We start from the raw sequence: 16712 nt of genomic DNA, 5'->3' as shown, positions 1-16712 counted from the left end.
AGATAATCTATGGAATATCTGCGTAAAGCCCTGTCAGCTCAGCAATAAACGCACCTAGCGTCATTAGCTCAGCTCTCACCGCCTCCGGGTATTTTTTGTGCAGAGATGATGGCACGACCAATCTGACACCCGACTCCCGCATCTCCCGATATTGAGCCAGAGAAACTCCCTCCTGGAGTGTAAACAGATGCACCTGATGAATTTTATCGGCCTCATTCAGTATCTGACGCCAGCGATCCTTACAGGTAGTCTTGACTGCCAGCATGCGCAGATTTTCTACGGGAAACTCAGTATCGTGGTAAGCCCCTGCGGAAGGGAAAAGGAAATCGGGTTTTTTATTACCTTCTGTGATGGCCTGCGTCGCAAAGTGTCGCAGGCCGTGCTCAATGAATAGATGCTCCAGGTGCAGTTCCAGCGACTTCCCGGCTCTGGATTTACGGCGATTGCTGACAGAATTGGCCAGCGCAATAAATTCATCCACAGAGCCAAATCCTTTCCGGATGATATCCAGAACATGCAGTTCCTCAACCAATAGAAATATGTCGTACTCCACGCGCCGGCGGTCAAGAAGTTGCTCATCCGGATCAAGGGAATTTTTCACATAATGGCTGGCTGCATACTGAATAATTTCACTTCCCGACGGAAAGCGCAGGTGCCAGTCTTCAGGTAGAATATATTTATGATTTACTGGCGCTTGCTGTAGAGATAGTCCGCCTAGAATCTGTCCTGCGGGGCCGGATATAAGCGCTCCGGGTATAACTTCACCAATAGCGGTCTCAATGACGTCCTCTTCATCAGTGCTGGCGCATACCCAAATATTTACTTCCTTACAGTCCCCCCCTTGCTCATCAAGCTTGAAAGCCAGGAGCGTCAGAGCCCCTGTATTTTCAGGATCCTGAAGTGGGCTGCCTCTACCCCAGCGGGTAATCCTTTTTTCATTCCGGGTTTTACCAAAATGACGGCTGTTATAATAAATTGCCCTGGCTTCGCTGTCAGGGCAATCATGCGATGACACATGTGCGGTGAGAAAAACCGAAGGGTTCAGTTCACGGGTATGGTTGATAGACGGAAAGAGTTTTTCAACGATACCTGAAGGGATATAAAGCCCTACCTGGTGACCACCTGTTGCGCCGGTATCGTTGGCGGAAAGGCGTTTGATGTAGACGAAGTAATTCTCACATGCGATCTCAAGTAGCCAGTTGTGGAAAACCGACATAAGCATCCCCTGTTACCCTGAAACTCTACTCACCATTTTTTCATGATTATATACAAACAGTGTCATTTTCAGAAGACGACTGCACCAGTTGATTGGGCGTAATGGCTGTTGTGCAGCCAGCTCCTGACAGTTCAATATCAGAAGTGATCTGCACCAATCTCGACTATGCTCAATACTCGTGTGCACCAAAGCGAGGTGAGCATGGCGACGGAGGCTCTGTTGCAAAGATTGGCGGCAGTCAGAGGTAGGCTGTCGCTCTGCGCCGATCAGGCGGCTGCTGCGAAATGGTGGTTGAGCATGCCCATGGCCTCCGTCAGCGCCGAGGGCCCAATGCCAAAAGCTCTCTCCACAAGGCGCACCTCGCCCCTGATGCCGGGCTGCAGGCACCAGGGGCGAGCCTGTCCTTTGCGCAGGGCTCGCATGACTTCGAATCCCTTGATCGTGGCATAGGCCGTGGGGATCGATTTGAAACCGCGCACCGGCTTGATCAGTATCTTGAGCTTTCCGTGATCGGCCTCGATCACGTTATTGAGATACTTCACCTGCCGGTGGGCCGTCTCCCGGTCCAGCTTTCCTTCGCGCTTCAATTCGGTGATCGCTGCACCATAGCTCGGCGCTTTGTCGGTATTGAGCGTGGCAGGCTTTTCCCAGTGCTTCAGGCCTCGCAGGGCCTTGCCCAGGAACCGCTTCGCTGCCTTGGCGCTGCGGGTCGGCGACAGGTAGAAATCGATCGTGTCGCCCCGCTTGTCGACTGCCCGGTACAGGTAGGTCCACTTGCCCCGCACCTTGACGTAGGTTTCATCCAGGCGCCAGCTCGGATCAAAGCCACGCCGCCAGAACCAGCGCAGCCGCTTCTCCATCTCCGGGGCGTAGCACTGGACCCAGCGATAGATCGTCGTATGGTCGACCGAAATGCCGCGTTCCGCCAGCATTTCCTCAAGGTCGCGATAGCTGATCGGATAGCGACAATACCAGCGCACCGCCCACAGGATCACATCACCCTGGAAATGGCGCCACTTGAAATCCGTCATCGTTCCGTCCGTCCAATCTCCGCCAAGCATGCTCAAGCTTCACGATTTTTGCAACAGAGCCCACACGAGTATTGAGCATAGTCGAGATTGGTGCAGATCACTTCTGATATTGAACTGTCAGGAGCTGGCTGCACAACAGCCATTACGCCCAATCAACTGGTGCAGTCGTCTTCTGAAAATGACAATCGTGCCACCGGCTCCAGGTCTTATCGAACAGCTCAGACACATGGTCCAAATGCTGGTCGATCCGTTCGGCCAGTTTTTCGATGGCCTCTTGCTTGAGCTTGTCACTTTCCCTGAACTCGATGTTCAAGGCCCTGGCCACCTGGTTGAGGTTCCGGCCGATAGCTCCAAGCTGCCGGCACGATTCCCGTACGGTGTTCACTTCTTCATCAGTGAGGACCGGCATCCGGTTCAACGACCGCAGTCATTTCTGTACCTAAACAGTCCTGCGAATATGTGAGTTTTGACCTAATGAGCCACAAAAACTCATTTTCGCCCACGATAATTTTTCTACTTCCTTTCTTTGGAATGCTCATTTCAATATTCACATAACGTCGCTATCAATCGCGGAAAAGGCGTAGTGCGCGAAGCGAACGAAGCTTTTTGCCGTCGATTGCATAGCTTTGTTAACCCTTTTTCCAAATTTGATAGCAATAGTTAATGTTTGAAGTAAAGTGTTGCTCAAAAACAACTTCGAAGGTATTTGGAATACTCGGGAAGAAAACATCCCCCTCTGGCTCGATGTCGATCGTCGATAAGTGGAGCGTAGAGGCCATGGGTAATGTTTCTCGGTAAATTTCTCCGCCACCAGACACTATAACGTGACCGGTGAATTCAGCTAGCCTGTCCATGGCCTCTTCGATTGACTGAAATACAACTACATTGTCATCATTTGATGTCCAACCTGAGCGGGTAACGACCGCGTATTTCCTATTGGGGAGTGCGCCCATAGATTCAAACGTCTTGCGACCCACCAGAAGCCACTGATTGTAGGTCAATGCTTTAAAAAGTAGCTGCTCCCCTTTCGCGGACCAGGGTATGTCTGGACCGCAACCAATCACGCCGTTTTTCGCTTTCGCAGCCATCAATGATACTTTCAAGGTTCTCATCCTGGGTTAACTTTGTTTTAGGGCGACTGCCCTGCTGCGTAACATCGTTGCTGCTCCATAACATCAAACATCGACCCACGGCGTAACGCGCTTGCTGCTTGGATGCCCGAGGCATAGACTGTACAAAAAAACAGTCATAACAAGCCATGAAAACCGCCACTGCGCCGTTACCACCGCTGCGTTCGGTCAAGGTTCTGGACCAGTTGCGTGAGCGCATACGCTACTTGCATTACAGTTTACGAACCGAACAGGCTTATGTCCACTGGGTTCGTGCCTTCATCCGTTTCCACGGTGTGCGTCACCCGGCAACCTTGGGCAGCAGCGAAGTCGAGGCATTTCTGTCCTGGCTGGCGAACGAGCGCAAGGTTTCGGTCTCCACGCATCGTCAGGCATTGGCGGCCTTGCTGTTCTTCTACGGCAAGGTGCTGTGCACGGATCTGCCCTGGCTTCAGGAGATCGGAAGACCTCGGCCGTCGCGGCGCTTGCCGGTGGTGCTGACCCCGGATGAAGTGGTTCGCATCCTCGGTTTTCTGGAAGGCGAGCATCGTTTGTTCGCCCAGCTTCTGTATGGAACGGGCATGCGGATCAGTGAGGGTTTGCAACTGCGGGTCAAGGATCTGGATTTCGATCACGGCACGATCATCGTGCGGGAGGGCAAGGGCTCCAAGGATCGGGCCTTGATGTTACCCGAGAGCTTGGCACCCAGCCTGCGCGAGCAGCTGTCGCGTGCACGGGCATGGTGGCTGAAGGACCAGGCCGAGGGCCGCAGCGGCGTTGCGCTTCCCGACGCCCTTGAGCGGAAGTATCCGCGCGCCGGGCATTCCTGGCCGTGGTTCTGGGTTTTTGCGCAGCACACGCATTCGACCGATCCACGGAGCGGTGTCGTGCGTCGCCATCACATGTATGACCAGACCTTTCAGCGCGCCTTCAAACGTGCCGTAGAACAAGCAGGCATCACGAAGCCCGCCACACCGCACACCCTCCGCCACTCGTTCGCGACGGCCTTGCTCCGCAGCGGTTACGACATTCGAACCGTGCAGGATCTGCTCGGCCATTCCGACGTCTCTACGACGATGATTTACACGCATGTGCTGAAAGTTGGCGGTGCCGGAGTGCGCTCACCGCTTGATGCGCTGCCGCCCCTCACTAGTGAGAGGTAGGGCAGCGCAAGTCAATCCTGGCGGATTCACTACCCCTGCGCGAAGGCCATCGGTGCCGCATCGAACGGCCGGTTGCGGAAAGTCCTCCCTGCGTCCGCTGATGGCCGGCAGCAGCCCGTCGTTGCCTGATGGATCCAACCCCTCCGCTGCTATAGTGCAGTCGGCTTCTGACGTTCAGTGCAGCCGTCTTCTGAAAACGACAAACTTGATGTCAGATGCCATGTGCAAACGATGTCAGAATAGAGTTAAATTTCCTATTGATTGACATATTCCGTCAAAGGTAATAGATTTCATCCTGACACTTTTGCCTTTGGAGGCATCTTGCAAGGTCAACGCATCGGCTATGTCCGCGTCAGCAGCTTCGACCAGAACCCGGAACGGCAATTGGAGGGTGTTCAGGTGGCGCGGGTGTTCACCGACAAGGCTTCTGGCAAGGACACCCAGCGTCCCGAGCTGGAAAGGCTGCTGGCCTTCGTCCGCGAGGGCGACACCGTGGTGGTGCATAGCATGGACAGGCTGGCACGCAACCTTGATGACCTGCGCCGCATCGTCCAAGGGCTGACACAACGGGGCGTGCGCATGGAGTTCGTCAAAGAAGGGCTGAAGTTCACCGGCGAGGACTCACCGATGGCCAATCTGATGCTGTCGGTCATGGGAGCCTTCGCTGAGTTCGAGCGCGCCCTGATCCGCGAACGTCAGCGCGAGGGAATCGTGCTGGCCAAGCAGCGCGGTGCCTACCGGGGACGAAAGAAATCGCTGAACAGCGAACAAATTGCCGAGTTGAAACGGCGAGTTGCGGCAGGCGACCAAAAAACCTTGGTGGCCCGTGACTTCGGCATCAGCCGCGAAACCTTGTACCAGTACCTGCGGGAAGACTGACCATGCCACGCCGCTCAATCCTGTCCGCCACCGAGCGCGAAAGCCTGCTGGCACTGCCAGATGCCAAAGACGAACTGATACGGCACTACACGTTCAACGAAACCGACCTGTCGGTGATCCGTCAGCGTCGCGGCGCCGCGAATCGATTGGGCTTCGCTGTGCAGCTTTGCTACTTGCGATTCCCTGGCACCTTTTTGGGCGTCGATGAGCCTCCGTTTCCGCCCCTGTTGCGCATGGTGGCCGCGCAACTCAAGATGCCAGTGGAAAGTTGGAGCGAGTACGGCCAGCGCGAACAGACACGGCGGGAGCACTTGGTCGAGCTGCAAACGGTTTTTGGGTTCAAGCCCTTCACCATGAGCCACTATCGGCAAGCCGTGCATACATTGACCGAGCTGGCCTTGCAGACCGACAAAGGCATCGTGCTGGCGAGCGCACTTGTCGAGAATCTGCGGCGGCAGAGCATTATCCTGCCCGCCATGAATGCCATCGAGCGCGCAAGCGCCGAGGCCATCACCCGTGCCAACCGACGCATTTACGCGGCGCTGACCGATTCTTTGTTATCACCCCACCGTCAGCGCCTGGACGAACTTCTCAAGCGCAAGGACGGCAGTAAAGTGACGTGGCTGGCATGGCTGCGCCAGTCGCCTGCCAAACCGAACTCTCGCCACATGCTCGAACATATTGAGCGCCTGAAATCCTGGCAAGCACTTGATCTGCCCGCAGGCATCGAGCGGCAGGTTCACCAGAACCGCCTGCTCAAAATCGCTCGTGAAGGTGGCCAGATGACGCCTGCTGATCTGGCAAAGTTCGAGGTGCAACGACGCTATGCCACGCTGGTAGCGCTGGCCATCGAAGGCATGGCCACCGTCACCGATGAAATCATCGACCTTCACGATCGCATCATCGGCAAGCTGTTCAACGCGGCCAAGAACAAGCATCAGCAGCAGTTCCAGGCTTCCGGCAAGGCGATCAACGACAAGGTGCGGATGTATGGGCGCATCGGTCAAGCGTTGATTGAGGCCAAGCAAAGCGGCAGCGATCCGTTCGCCGCCATCGAGGCCGTTATGCCCTGGGACACCTTCGCCGCCAGCGTCACCGAAGCGCAAACATTGGCGCGGCCTGCCGACTTTGATTTCCTGCACCACATCGGTGAAAGCTATGCCACGCTACGCCGCTACGCGCCGCAGTTCCTGGGCGTGCTCAAATTGCGGGCTGCGCCCGCCGCCAAGGGTGTGCTCGATGCCATCGACATGCTGCGCGGCATGAACAGCGACAGCGCGCGCAAGGTGCCCGCCGATGCGCCAACCGCATTCATCAAGCCGCGCTGGGCAAAGCTGGTTCTGACCGACGACGGCATCGACCGGCGTTACTACGAGTTATGCGCCCTGTCGGAGCTGAAGAACGCGCTGCGCTCCGGTGATGTCTGGGTGCAGGGTTCTCGCCAGTTCAAGGACTTCGACGAATACCTGGTGCCGGTCGAGAAGTTCGCCACTTTGAAGCTGGCCAGCGAATTGCCGCTGGCAGTGGCCACCGACTGCGACCAATACCTGCATGACCGGTTGGAATTGTTGGAGGCGCAACTCGCCACAGTCAACCGCATGGCTGCGGCCAACGACTTACCGGATGCCATCATCACCACCGCGTCAGGCCTGAAGATCACGCCGCTGGACGCGGCAGTACCAGACGCCGCGCAAGCCATGATCGACCAGACAGCTATGCTGCTGCCGCACCTCAAAATCACCGAGTTGCTGATGGAGGTCGATGAATGGACGGGCTTCACCCGCCACTTCACACACCTGAAGACCAGCGACACGGCCAAGGACAAAACCTTGCTGTTGACGACGATCCTGGCCGACGCGATCAACCTGGGTCTGACCAAAATGGCCGAGTCCTGCCCTGGCACCACCTACGCCAAGCTGTCTTGGCTGCAAGCCTGGCACATCCGCGATGAAACCTATTCGACGGCGCTGGCCGAGCTGGTGAATGCGCAGTTTCGGCAACCCTTCGCCGGCAACTGGGGTGACGGCACCACGTCATCGTCGGACGGCCAGAACTTCAGAACCGGCAGCAAAGCAGAAAGCACTGGTCATATCAACCCGAAGTATGGAAGCAGTCCAGGACGGACTTTCTACACCCATATCTCCGACCAGTACGCGCCCTTCAGTGCCAAGGTGGTCAACGTGGGCATTCGTGATTCAACTTACGTGCTTGATGGCCTGCTGTACCACGAGTCGGACTTGCGCATCGAGGAACACTACACCGACACGGCAGGCTTCACCGATCACGTGTTTGGCTTGATGCATTTGCTGGGATTTCGCTTCGCGCCGCGTATCCGTGACTTGGGCGAAACCAAGCTATTCATCCCCAAGGGCGATGCCGCCTATGACGCGCTCAAGCCGATGATTAGCAGCGACAGGCTGAACATCAAGCAAATACGCGCCCATTGGGATGAAATTCTGCGGCTGGCCACCTCCATCAAGCAAGGCACGGTAACGGCTTCGCTGATGCTGCGCAAACTCGGCAGCTACCCGCGCCAGAACGGCTTGGCCGTGGCGTTGCGCGAGCTGGGGCGCATCGAGCGCACGCTGTTCATTTTGGATTGGCTGCAAAGCGTGGAGCTGCGCCGCCGCGTCCATGCGGGGCTGAATAAGGGCGAGGCGCGCAACGCGCTGGCCAGGGCGGTCTTCTTCTACCGATTGGGTGAAATCCGCGACCGCAGTTTTGAGCAGCAGCGCTACCGGGCCAGCGGCCTCAATCTGGTGACGGCGGCCATCGTGTTGTGGAACACGGTATATCTGGAGCGTGCCACCAGTGCTTTGCGTGGCAACGGCACGGCGCTGGACGACACATTGTTGCAATATCTGTCGCCGCTGGGGTGGGAGCACATCAACCTGACCGGCGATTACCTATGGCGCAGCAGCGCCAAGGTCGGTGCGGGGAAGTTTAGGCCATTGCGACCGCTGCCACCGGCTTAGCGTGCTTTATTTAATGAGATGGTCACTCCCTCCTTCCCGGTACTATGCTGAGGATAGGCTTTCATTCGGAGAACTATCATGGAAAACATTGCGCTCATTGGTATCGATCTGGGTAAAAACTCTTTCCATATTCATTGCCAGGATCGTCGCGGCAAGGCTGTTTACCGTAAAAAATTTACACGGCCAAAGTTAATCGAATTTTTGGCGACATGCCCCGCTACAACCATCGCAATGGAAGCCTGTGGTGGCTCTCACTTTATGGCACGCAAGTTGGAAGAGTTGGGGCATTTTCCTAAGCTGATATCACCACAATTTGTCCGTCCATTCGTTAAAAGTAACAAAAACGACTTTGTCGACGCCGAAGCTATTTGTGAAGCTGCATCGCGTCCGTCTATGCGTTTTGTACAGCCCAGAACTGAATCTCAGCAGGCAATGCGTGCGCTGCATCGTGTCCGTGAATCCTTGGTTCAGGATAAGGTAAAAACAACCAATCAGATGCATGCTTTTCTGCTGGAATTTGGCATCAGCGTTCCACGAGGAGCTGCCGTTATTAGCCGACTGAGTACCCTTCTTGAGGACAATAGTTTGCCTCTATACCTCAGCCAGTTATTGCTGAAATTACAACAGCATTATCACTATCTTGTTGAGCAGATTAAAGATTTGGAATCCCAGTTGAAACGAAAGTTGGACGAAGATGAGATTGGACAGCGCTTGCTGAGCATTCCCTGCGTCGGAACACTGACAGCGAGTACTATTTCAACTGAGATTGGCGACGGGAAGCAGTACGCCAGCAGTCGTGACTTTGCGGCGGCAACAGGGCTAGTGCCTCGACAGTACAGCACGGGAGGTCGGACGACATTGCTGGGAATTAGTAAGCGAGGTAACAAAAAGATCCGAACTTTGTTGGTTCAATGTGCCAGGGTATTCATACAAAAACTGGAACACCAGTCTGGCAAATTGGCCGATTGGGTCAGGGATCTACTGTGTAGGAAAAGCAACTTTGTCGTCACTTGTGCTCTGGCAAACAAGCTGGCCAGAATAGCCTGGGCCCTAACGGCACGACAGCAAACTTATGTAGCATAACGGCAGAAATACACCGGTTTAAAGAATCACTGATCTGGTTTTGCGAATACTGATATTGATGATACTAACGGCCCACCGGCCTGTTGAGGAACCTGTAAAACGGAAAGGCTCATTGAAGCCGTATATTTTCTGGAGGTTCATCAGGCGCGGAACTCATCGAGGCGCGGGAATAAAATCCCATTCAGACGCCGGATAGATTCAAGCAAGCCAATTTATCGTCAAAATCGGTGTTGCAAAAACGGGAGTGACCATAGATTCCGTTTTCTGAGACGACCCCAGATTGTCGTCTATGGCTGAAATCAACGAGTCTGGCGTGTACCGATAGACCAGCGAATGCACTCTAGTAGCGTCGATGCCGGTGACTCGGTAATTGAGATCCAAAGAGCGACTTTCTGAAATGCCGTTCCATCTGACCATACTGGTGACGGGGCCAAAGGGCGCTCGCTCGATCTGGCTTGCCAGGCTTGTTGTGGTGCCTGCTTGTGTCGTTGCCACCTCGATGACGTCACCGGCTAAATCACGGGTGTAGGAAACCTCACGACCACTGGGATACGTGATCTTCGTGATGAGGCCTGCACCATCGTATTGGTACTGGGTAGTAAGGCTCTGCCCGTGGGTTTCCCAGGTCTCGTAAGCCAACCATCCTTCGGGTGTATAGCCATATCTCCGGACACCGTTGCCATCATCGACTGAGGTCAAGCGGCCCATGCCGTATGGTGAGGTTGCTTCGTCGTACCCGTACAGAATTGGCGATTCGCCAGCGACACCGCTGGATGCCTCGATGATCCGGTTCAGCGCGTCGTAGCTGTAGCTTGTGGTTTGTCCCTTGGCCGTCTTGCGCGTTGCCACGTTACCGGCTTCGTCATAGGTAATGTCGGTGGTGCCGGTGTCCGGGCTCCGGACCTGAGTCACTTCGCCAAAGCCGTTGTAGCTGTAGTAGGTCAGGCGCGAACGAGGGTCGGAGACACGGTAAACATCGCCGGTATCCTTGTAGAGCACCTGCGTGACCTTCCCGAGTGGATCGGTCGTTTGTGTCCGGTGATGGAAGCCGTCGTACTTGTAGGAGTGTGTGTTACCAGAGGGACTGGTCTCCTGTATCAGGTTTGCCACCACATCGTAGGAAAACGATGACTGATTGCTATAGGCGTCGGAGACACTGGAGAGCCAGCCGATTTCGTTGAAGATCCGGCGCTCTATCCAACGGGTCTGGCCCAGCGCATCGAGCAGTCGCTCTTCTACTGGGTTCCCGAGGTCATTGAGCTCAAGCTCGCGCCGGTTGCCCTGTGCATCTGTTTCCGCCACCAGCCGATGTGCAGCGTCGTACTCATAGCTGACGGTTGCACCATTTGGCTTAGTCAGCGAGCTCAGGAGGCCCACAGCATCATAGTTGTAGGCCGTGGTTCCTTCTGGTCCAGTGGAGCTGACAAGTCTTCCTCTGGCGTCATAGGTGAGGGTTTGGGTTACACCGTTGACGCCCTGAATGGTCCCGGCGCGACCGTTCGCGTCGTAGTCACCAAACTGCATCACCTGCCCCAGCGCGTTTGTTGTCCGGATCAGGTTGCCCTGGTCATCGTAGTCAAATGTCGTAACATCGCTGACGTCGGTGCGCGGACCATCAACCGAGGCCAACAGGCTCGGCTTTCCTGTACCAACAGGGGCATAGGTGTAGGTCCATGTCCGGGAAGCGCCCGAGCTGCGATCTGTGACCTTGCGGCTTATCACCCGGAGATGAGTGTCGTAGGTAAGCTCAGTGATCCTGGTTGGTTCCGTGATTTTTGCAGGGAGCGACTTGGAAGGAAGCCAGTCGGTCGTAACCTTGCCCCCATCCTGGTCTATCTGGGTGGTTTCCAATCCCCGGTCGTTATGGGTGAACGTGCGCTTCTGTCCAGCACGATCTGTAATGCTGGAGACGAGGCCTTTGCTGTCGTAGACGTAGGTTTCCTTGCCTCCCACAAAGCCGGTACACGGCGCACCCTCAACAACATCAGGCTTGAGCATCCCGTTGTGACGGCTGTAGGTATATCGCTGAACGTGGCCGAGGGCGTTGGTGACAGAGACGCTTCCGTCAGCGTTGTAGCTTACCTGAGTCTTCTCTGCGCCCCCGGCGTGTTCACTTAGAACTGCCATCCCCTGAGCATCATATCCCCATGTGGCGAAACGGTTGCCGTTCTCGTCCACCAGCCCAGAGAGCAAACCCGGTGCATTCGGGTCATCGTAGAGATAGCTGCGGCTCGTATTGTCCTGGTAGATCACTTCCGCCAGCTTGCCAGCGCTGTTGTACTGGTACTGAATACTGCCACCAGCAGGATCGGTGACACTGACCATGCGGCCATCTTGATGCTGGAACTGGATGTTGCGGCCAAAGCCGTCAGTGATCGAGGATAGCTCTCCGTTCAGATAGCTCAGGGTGATGTGATTGCCGTTGGGCTTCTCGATGCCGGTCAGTCGTCCGGTTTCATCATAGGCCTCGACTACCCCGTCAGATTGAGTGTAACGCCAGCCGGTAGCATCCTTCGTCAAGGTATCATCGGTTTTCCATGTTGGCACCCAGACAGAGGACGAGTTGTAGAACGCGAGTTGTTGCCCTTCTGGCCGGTGCAGGACAACCATGTTCTCACCGTACTTCGAGGCGTTGACCTCGACGCTCCGCGAGTAGGTATGCCGCCAGCCGCCGAGCTCTTCATCAGGAAGGTGGCTATTGTAGTATCTGGTGAATGTGAAAGGGTCGGAGCCTCCGCTTTGATAATCCAGTTCAGCCTGGAACTTGTTGCCGGTGCCAAGATGGATAGGGTTCCCTACACACATGGTCGTTGTTGGTAAGCCGAGATCCCTGTCCAGGAACGGTGTTTTATCCATCTCACCCGGCAGAACATAGGTTGAGCGCCAGTAGACCGTAGCTGGGTCGCCAGTGCAGGTAGTGGGGTCATAATCGCCAGTAGCACCTAGATACTTAAAACAGATCCTGGAGACATAACGGCCATCACCATAACTGGCAACCGGATAAAGCGCATCCCCAACTGGCGTTCCCTTCCCTTGCTCCTCACCAGAGCGATAATTCTTCATGAAGGAATGCGCGTCTATGATGGTGTTGAAGCGCATTTTGTCTACTTCGGTGCTCACGGCTACAACCCGCCATTGTGCAAAAGCAACGCATGGCAAAGTTGCGAGCACCACAACGGCCAATGACCGCAGGTTTCGCATCAGTAAAAGGGAAGGTCTCGATCTCATTTACAGCTCCAGTTTTTATGCTGGAGCTATTTTCAGGTGGGAGAGTCGTTATCAACGACTGCGTTTTTGCCCTTTTAGGGTATGAATACGTGATTTGGAGAGGTTGTGTATTCAGAACAAATGAGAAGCAGGTTACTCATTTCGCTCAAACACTGTGACAAGAACACGTTTTTGGTTGTCGTCGTTGATCACCATCAGGTACTTGAACTTGGAATCTCTATGGCCCCAGACTTCCACGTTATCTACGCGGCCATACTTTCTGGCTTTATGGCGAGCCACTTTCTCGTCAAAGGGTTGAACCTGTAACTCTGGATGCTGGAGGCGACCAACGAGTGAGGCCCACGGTTTTTTAGGGTCTCCAGAGGTTATCCGGGCCTGATACTGATCGATGGCATGTTGAGTAACAAGGACGGGACCAATGGCCGGTGTAGAGATTTCGTCATGGGTTTGAGTATAGGCTTGCTTGTCCACATCGAGGAGCTCAACGTTGCCCTCACCCGGCTCATCCATAAACTCCATGCTCTGCGAAACTTCAATAGTAGCGCCCTTTAAACGTCCAGTGAGGCAAGCCGCAAACTTGAATGCAAACTCCTTGGTGGATTTGCCCAGCGCCAGCTTTTTAATCGCACCTTTGGATACCACCAGCTTGTAACCAGCACCAGCACCTGGCTCTCTGCAAAAAACCTGTTTGTCCAGCGCCAGATAGCGAATGGCTACGAGCTCAGCCAAAAGATCTGCCTCCTCGTTGTCAAAATCAATACGAACATCAAGGATGCCTTTCCGTTTTGTACCAACGCGCCAGAATACAAGGGCTGAATTATTAGAAGTTTTCTTCGAGACAGTAGTCAGTGTCATCATGGTCTATTTCTCCATTATCGGGATAATGGTCGGCATCGCCGCCAGCACCCCTATTCGTTAGGGTTCATTTAGATGCTACCACGGGTTTTAAAAATGCAACCCCTAGTGCCACTCTATTTGTGGTCCCAAGTATTTTTATAAGCTCGGGCTAGGCGTTTCTCTATCACTTCTGACAAATTGCAACCATCGACTTCTGCCAACCGCTTCAAAATCCTGTGGGCTTTATCGCTTATAGTTATGCTTTTACCAACACCATATCCCCTTCTGCGACGTTGCCTAATTGATGTCCCGAGTTTATTGATTTGCTCTGCTGTCAGATATTTATTAATCCATTCAGTGAGTTCTGATGGTGATCGCCCCATGCTGTTCAGGCTGTCCACGGCTTCAAGTTTCTTATCGAATGGGACGTCACGCCAGAAAGCTGGGCGCGAAGCAGCTCTGAGGAGATAGATCGCCGTAGCCTGAGCATCTTCATTGGATACTTTCAAAAAAACACCTTTACCGTTACATGTCACACCAACTTCATCGTGACATGTAACACTTCAAACTGCAAGTATAAAAAAAGGCCAGCTATTGCTGGCCTTTACGTTCATTATCGCAGTTACTCTTTAGGCGTTGTGATGCTTTTTTTCCTTCTGTTTCTCATGGTAGAGATACAGACTGCCGCCAGTGACGACAGTGAAAAAAATGAGCAACCCCAACATGCCTAATGTGAAAGCGTCCATTTGACCCCCTTAGGAATTGCTGACCTTGGTTAAGATTATACCATAGATCCACAGGATAACCCCAATGACCAACACCAAACCGGCTTCTTTGACGGTTATAGTGTCCCCAGATACAGCCAATCCTACAATACCGACACCGATGGCTGTTACGGCGACCTTACGCAGGTCTTCACCGATAGCTCCCAGAGTCTTCTTGTCAGGAGAGAAAAGACGCACAAACCACGTCTTAATACGCAAAAACTTTTTCATGATTACCTCCATAGTTGAAGAGGAGGCGAATCATGCCCGAGAGGGCATGAACACCCCCTCAGGGTTAAAGTTTTAGGCAGACAAAGCTGTTGGCTTCGCCTTGTTCATCTTCATTGAGTTAATGATCTTCGTCGCTTCATCAGCAAACGGGCCAGTAACTTGGATAGGCTCCCTTCTTGCGAAGGAGGCTGTCACCATCATTCTCTGGCCGTGCATCAGATGACGATACCGAGACCGCATAAGCTCAACGTAGGCCGCAGAGTCCCCCTCCCACCCCTCAGGGGGAGAAAAGGGGCACACCGCGTCGTTACCAGGCGTTGTATCAACCTTCGAGACATCAATGACGGCCATACTCAGCTCTCCTTCTCGCAATGAAATCGCGCAGGTAGCGAGCATTCGGGAAACCGAGGCTTCCCTGACTCATCAGGACATCGTTCCAGTCAATCCCTTTCGCTCTGGGCGGGATCGGGAGTTTAGGCAGCAGGACGTACACACGAATGCCGCGCTTCTCCAGCTTGGCTTTCAGCACGTTCGCTGACTTCTCACCAGTCACAGACTTATCTTTGTCAGCCCAGATCAGTACGGTGTGAACACCTTCTGGAACCTCGAAGGACTCCATCAGGGTCGCATTGACCGTTGACCAAACCGGGATTTGAGTGACTCGATAAGCTGACAGGGCTGTTTCCAGCCCTTCTGCAACACCCAGGATACCCTCAGTCGGTTCACCGAGGCGGATGGCCGCGCCATTGACATCCAAACCGTCAGGAATGGGCATCATCTTCTTGGCGTTGCCGACCTTGGCTTTTTTACCGTTTTGGGTGAGATAGGTGCGGTGGAGCGTTACCAGGTTGCCTTCCACATCTCGGATAGCGCAGACGATAGCCGGGAATTTCCCAACTTCATTGCCATCTTCGTCGTAGTAGGCCATAGCCGGATTGAACCGCAGACAGTCTGTTTTTTCTACTTCATCAACCTTGAACAGAAGCTCGCGGTTTTTGAAGTACAGACGCATTGGCTCAGTCACATGACTGGAGAACGGCAAACACTCGTTCCATACCTTCTCGATTTTCTCACGGAGACGAGCACTGTAAGCGCGTTCGCGCTCCATTCTCTTCTCCATTTCTTCTTGGAGCTCAAGCAGCCAAGGCTTAGGTTGTTCACGAAACATCGGAACAACTTTCGGCTTGTTTTCGCTGCTTTGCTCTTCCGGTTGTGTGGCCGCATGTTGTACTTGCGGTGCCGGAGCTTCTACCGTGCGGTTGACCACAGGGGCCGACTCAACATGGTGACTCACCGGCTCAACACCACCGTTCGAGCGAGCGCGGAACTGCGTTACCGTAGCGCCGCGACGTTCCACCAGCCAGGTGTTGCGATGCGTTTGCATAGGTTGTTCTCTCACAACATTCCCCTGCTCGTCCTTAACTTCAACGACGACAGTTACAGGCTCGCGCCCGAGGTTTGTCATGACGATCTCATCCCCATACTTGGCTTCACTTTCACCAATGGCTCTTTCAAGATCCACGCCCCAGATGGTGCGTTCCAAACCGCTCTTGTCACGGATGAAGGCAAAGTAGCTGAGCTCGTTGTCTTCGTTATGCTCATAAGGAGCTTTACCGTGGGCAATCAGAGTACCGGCAATGGATTTTTTACGATTCTTGGAATCGAGAACCTTGTTATTCACCTTCATAGGCTCTTGCTGAACAGGCGCTTTGGCCTGGACAGGAGCTCGTGTCGGTGCAGCGGCTTGTTGATACTGGGGTTGCTCTTTCTCAACGCCCAGATAATCACCAACCTCGCTCAGGCACTGTTTAAAGTCCCAGTTATTGAGCCACATCAGCAGCTCAAAACCATCATGATTGGCACCGCATGTATTGCATACGCCGCCACCAGTCAGGTGGGCATCCTTGAACAGTCGGAAGCCATCTTTCCCGCCGTGGATAGGACAAGAAACATGACGACCAGGTTTACGGAGAGCTGGTTCAAGATGGGGCGCTAGGGCCGCCAGGATGAATAGCCAGTTTCCGTTTGCAGCTTCACGAACGGTGTCAGCTTTGTAGTAAGACATAGGTTTTCTCCTTAGCGTGAACCCCAGCATCGAGGCTTCCTTAAACCCCCGTCGCCAGGGTTTTAAGGAAACCCCGACACCGGGAGAATGTGCCAAGGAGGCTCCCCAGCCGGGGAGAACTCCCCGGCGAG

The 16712-nt window shown here is 54.2% G+C and carries 13 protein-coding genes and 3 pseudogenes; 5 read left to right on the top strand and 11 right to left on the bottom strand.

Features of this window, described 5'->3' with window-relative positions; genetic code table 11:
* Positions 1 to 7: 7 nt before the first annotated feature.
* Positions 8 to 1216 (bottom strand): type II restriction endonuclease, encoded by a 1209-nt coding sequence (locus ACOXYR_RS24440; RefSeq protein WP_001749969.1) that lies wholly within the window; start codon positions 1214 to 1216, stop codon positions 8 to 10.
* 61 nt (positions 1217 to 1277) lie between these two features.
* On the opposite strand from ACOXYR_RS24440, the pseudogene ACOXYR_RS24835 reads away from it, so the two are divergent.
* A pseudogene (locus tag ACOXYR_RS24835) lies at positions 1278 to 1343 on the top strand (EAL domain-containing protein); the annotation flags it as partial.
* Between the two features lie 139 nt (positions 1344 to 1482).
* Here the strand turns inward: ACOXYR_RS24835 and ACOXYR_RS24435 are convergent.
* The 4 genes and pseudogenes from ACOXYR_RS24435 to dfrA14 all read right to left on the bottom strand — a co-directional run bounded on the left by ACOXYR_RS24435 (position 1483) and on the right by dfrA14 (position 3350).
* Positions 1483 to 2247, bottom strand: coding sequence for an IS6-like element IS6100 family transposase (locus ACOXYR_RS24435; protein WP_001389365.1), 765 nt, complete (start codon positions 2245 to 2247; stop codon positions 1483 to 1485).
* Positions 2248 to 2364: 117 nt separating this feature from the next.
* A pseudogene (locus ACOXYR_RS24830) lies at positions 2365 to 2439 on the bottom strand (EAL domain-containing protein); the annotation flags it as partial.
* A 46-nt stretch (positions 2440 to 2485) separates the two neighbouring features.
* Positions 2486 to 2656: pseudogene (gene mobC / locus ACOXYR_RS24825) on the bottom strand (plasmid mobilization relaxosome protein MobC); the annotation flags it as partial.
* Positions 2657 to 2876: 220 nt separating this feature from the next.
* On the bottom strand, positions 2877 to 3350 hold the full coding sequence (gene dfrA14, locus ACOXYR_RS24425; protein ID WP_004201280.1) for a trimethoprim-resistant dihydrofolate reductase DfrA14: 474 nt from the start codon (positions 3348 to 3350) through the stop codon (positions 2877 to 2879).
* 155 nt (positions 3351 to 3505) lie between these two features.
* On the opposite strand from dfrA14, the gene intI1 reads away from it, so the two are divergent.
* The 4 genes from intI1 (at position 3506) to ACOXYR_RS24405 (ending at position 9456) form a co-directional block, all read left to right on the top strand.
* A complete protein-coding gene (intI1, locus tag ACOXYR_RS24420) occupies positions 3506 to 4519 on the top strand; it encodes a class 1 integron integrase IntI1 (protein WP_000845048.1) in 1014 nt (337 codons plus the stop codon).
* Between the two features lie 321 nt (positions 4520 to 4840).
* A complete protein-coding gene (locus ACOXYR_RS24415; RefSeq protein ID WP_001162012.1) occupies positions 4841 to 5398 on the top strand; it encodes a recombinase family protein in 558 nt (185 codons plus the stop codon).
* Positions 5399 to 5400: 2 nt separating this feature from the next.
* Complete coding sequence (locus ACOXYR_RS24410) at positions 5401 to 8373, top strand: Tn3 family transposase (protein ID WP_001138073.1); 2973 nt, start codon at positions 5401 to 5403, stop codon at positions 8371 to 8373.
* 78 nt (positions 8374 to 8451) lie between these two features.
* A complete protein-coding gene (locus tag ACOXYR_RS24405; protein WP_000427620.1) occupies positions 8452 to 9456 on the top strand; it encodes an IS110-like element IS4321 family transposase in 1005 nt (334 codons plus the stop codon).
* A 198-nt stretch (positions 9457 to 9654) separates the two neighbouring features.
* Here ACOXYR_RS24405 and ACOXYR_RS24400 read toward each other — a convergent pair whose 3' ends face one another.
* From ACOXYR_RS24400 to ACOXYR_RS24375, 6 genes are all read right to left on the bottom strand, one after another.
* Positions 9655 to 12576 carry a DUF6531 domain-containing protein gene (locus ACOXYR_RS24400; RefSeq protein ID WP_425364801.1) on the bottom strand — a complete coding sequence of 974 codons (2922 nt, stop codon included), beginning with the start codon at positions 12574 to 12576 and terminating at the stop codon, positions 9655 to 9657.
* 240 nt (positions 12577 to 12816) lie between these two features.
* A complete protein-coding gene (locus tag ACOXYR_RS24395; protein ID WP_000988732.1) occupies positions 12817 to 13542 on the bottom strand; it encodes a hypothetical protein in 726 nt (241 codons plus the stop codon).
* A 113-nt stretch (positions 13543 to 13655) separates the two neighbouring features.
* Positions 13656 to 14030, bottom strand: coding sequence for a hypothetical protein (locus ACOXYR_RS24390; protein ID WP_000868821.1), 375 nt, complete (start codon positions 14028 to 14030; stop codon positions 13656 to 13658).
* 246 nt (positions 14031 to 14276) lie between these two features.
* Positions 14277 to 14516, bottom strand: coding sequence for a permease (locus ACOXYR_RS24385; RefSeq protein WP_000714162.1), 240 nt, complete (start codon positions 14514 to 14516; stop codon positions 14277 to 14279).
* A 72-nt stretch (positions 14517 to 14588) separates the two neighbouring features.
* On the bottom strand, positions 14589 to 14867 hold the full coding sequence (locus ACOXYR_RS24380) for a hypothetical protein (protein ID WP_000268337.1): 279 nt from the start codon (positions 14865 to 14867) through the stop codon (positions 14589 to 14591).
* Positions 14854 to 16581: a DUF7146 domain-containing protein gene (locus ACOXYR_RS24375; protein WP_000122923.1), complete on the bottom strand. Its 1728-nt coding sequence runs from the start codon at positions 16579 to 16581 to the stop codon at positions 14854 to 14856. Before ACOXYR_RS24375 ends, ACOXYR_RS24380 begins: the two co-directional genes overlap by 14 nt.
* Positions 16582 to 16712 lie beyond the last annotated feature (131 nt).

Source organism: Pseudocitrobacter faecalis, from assembly GCF_965231525.1.
GTDB classification, from domain to species: domain Bacteria; phylum Pseudomonadota; class Gammaproteobacteria; order Enterobacterales; family Enterobacteriaceae; genus Pseudocitrobacter; species Pseudocitrobacter faecalis.
Note: the sequence above shows the minus strand (reverse complement) of the source record. Positions and strands in the feature narration are given on the sequence as shown.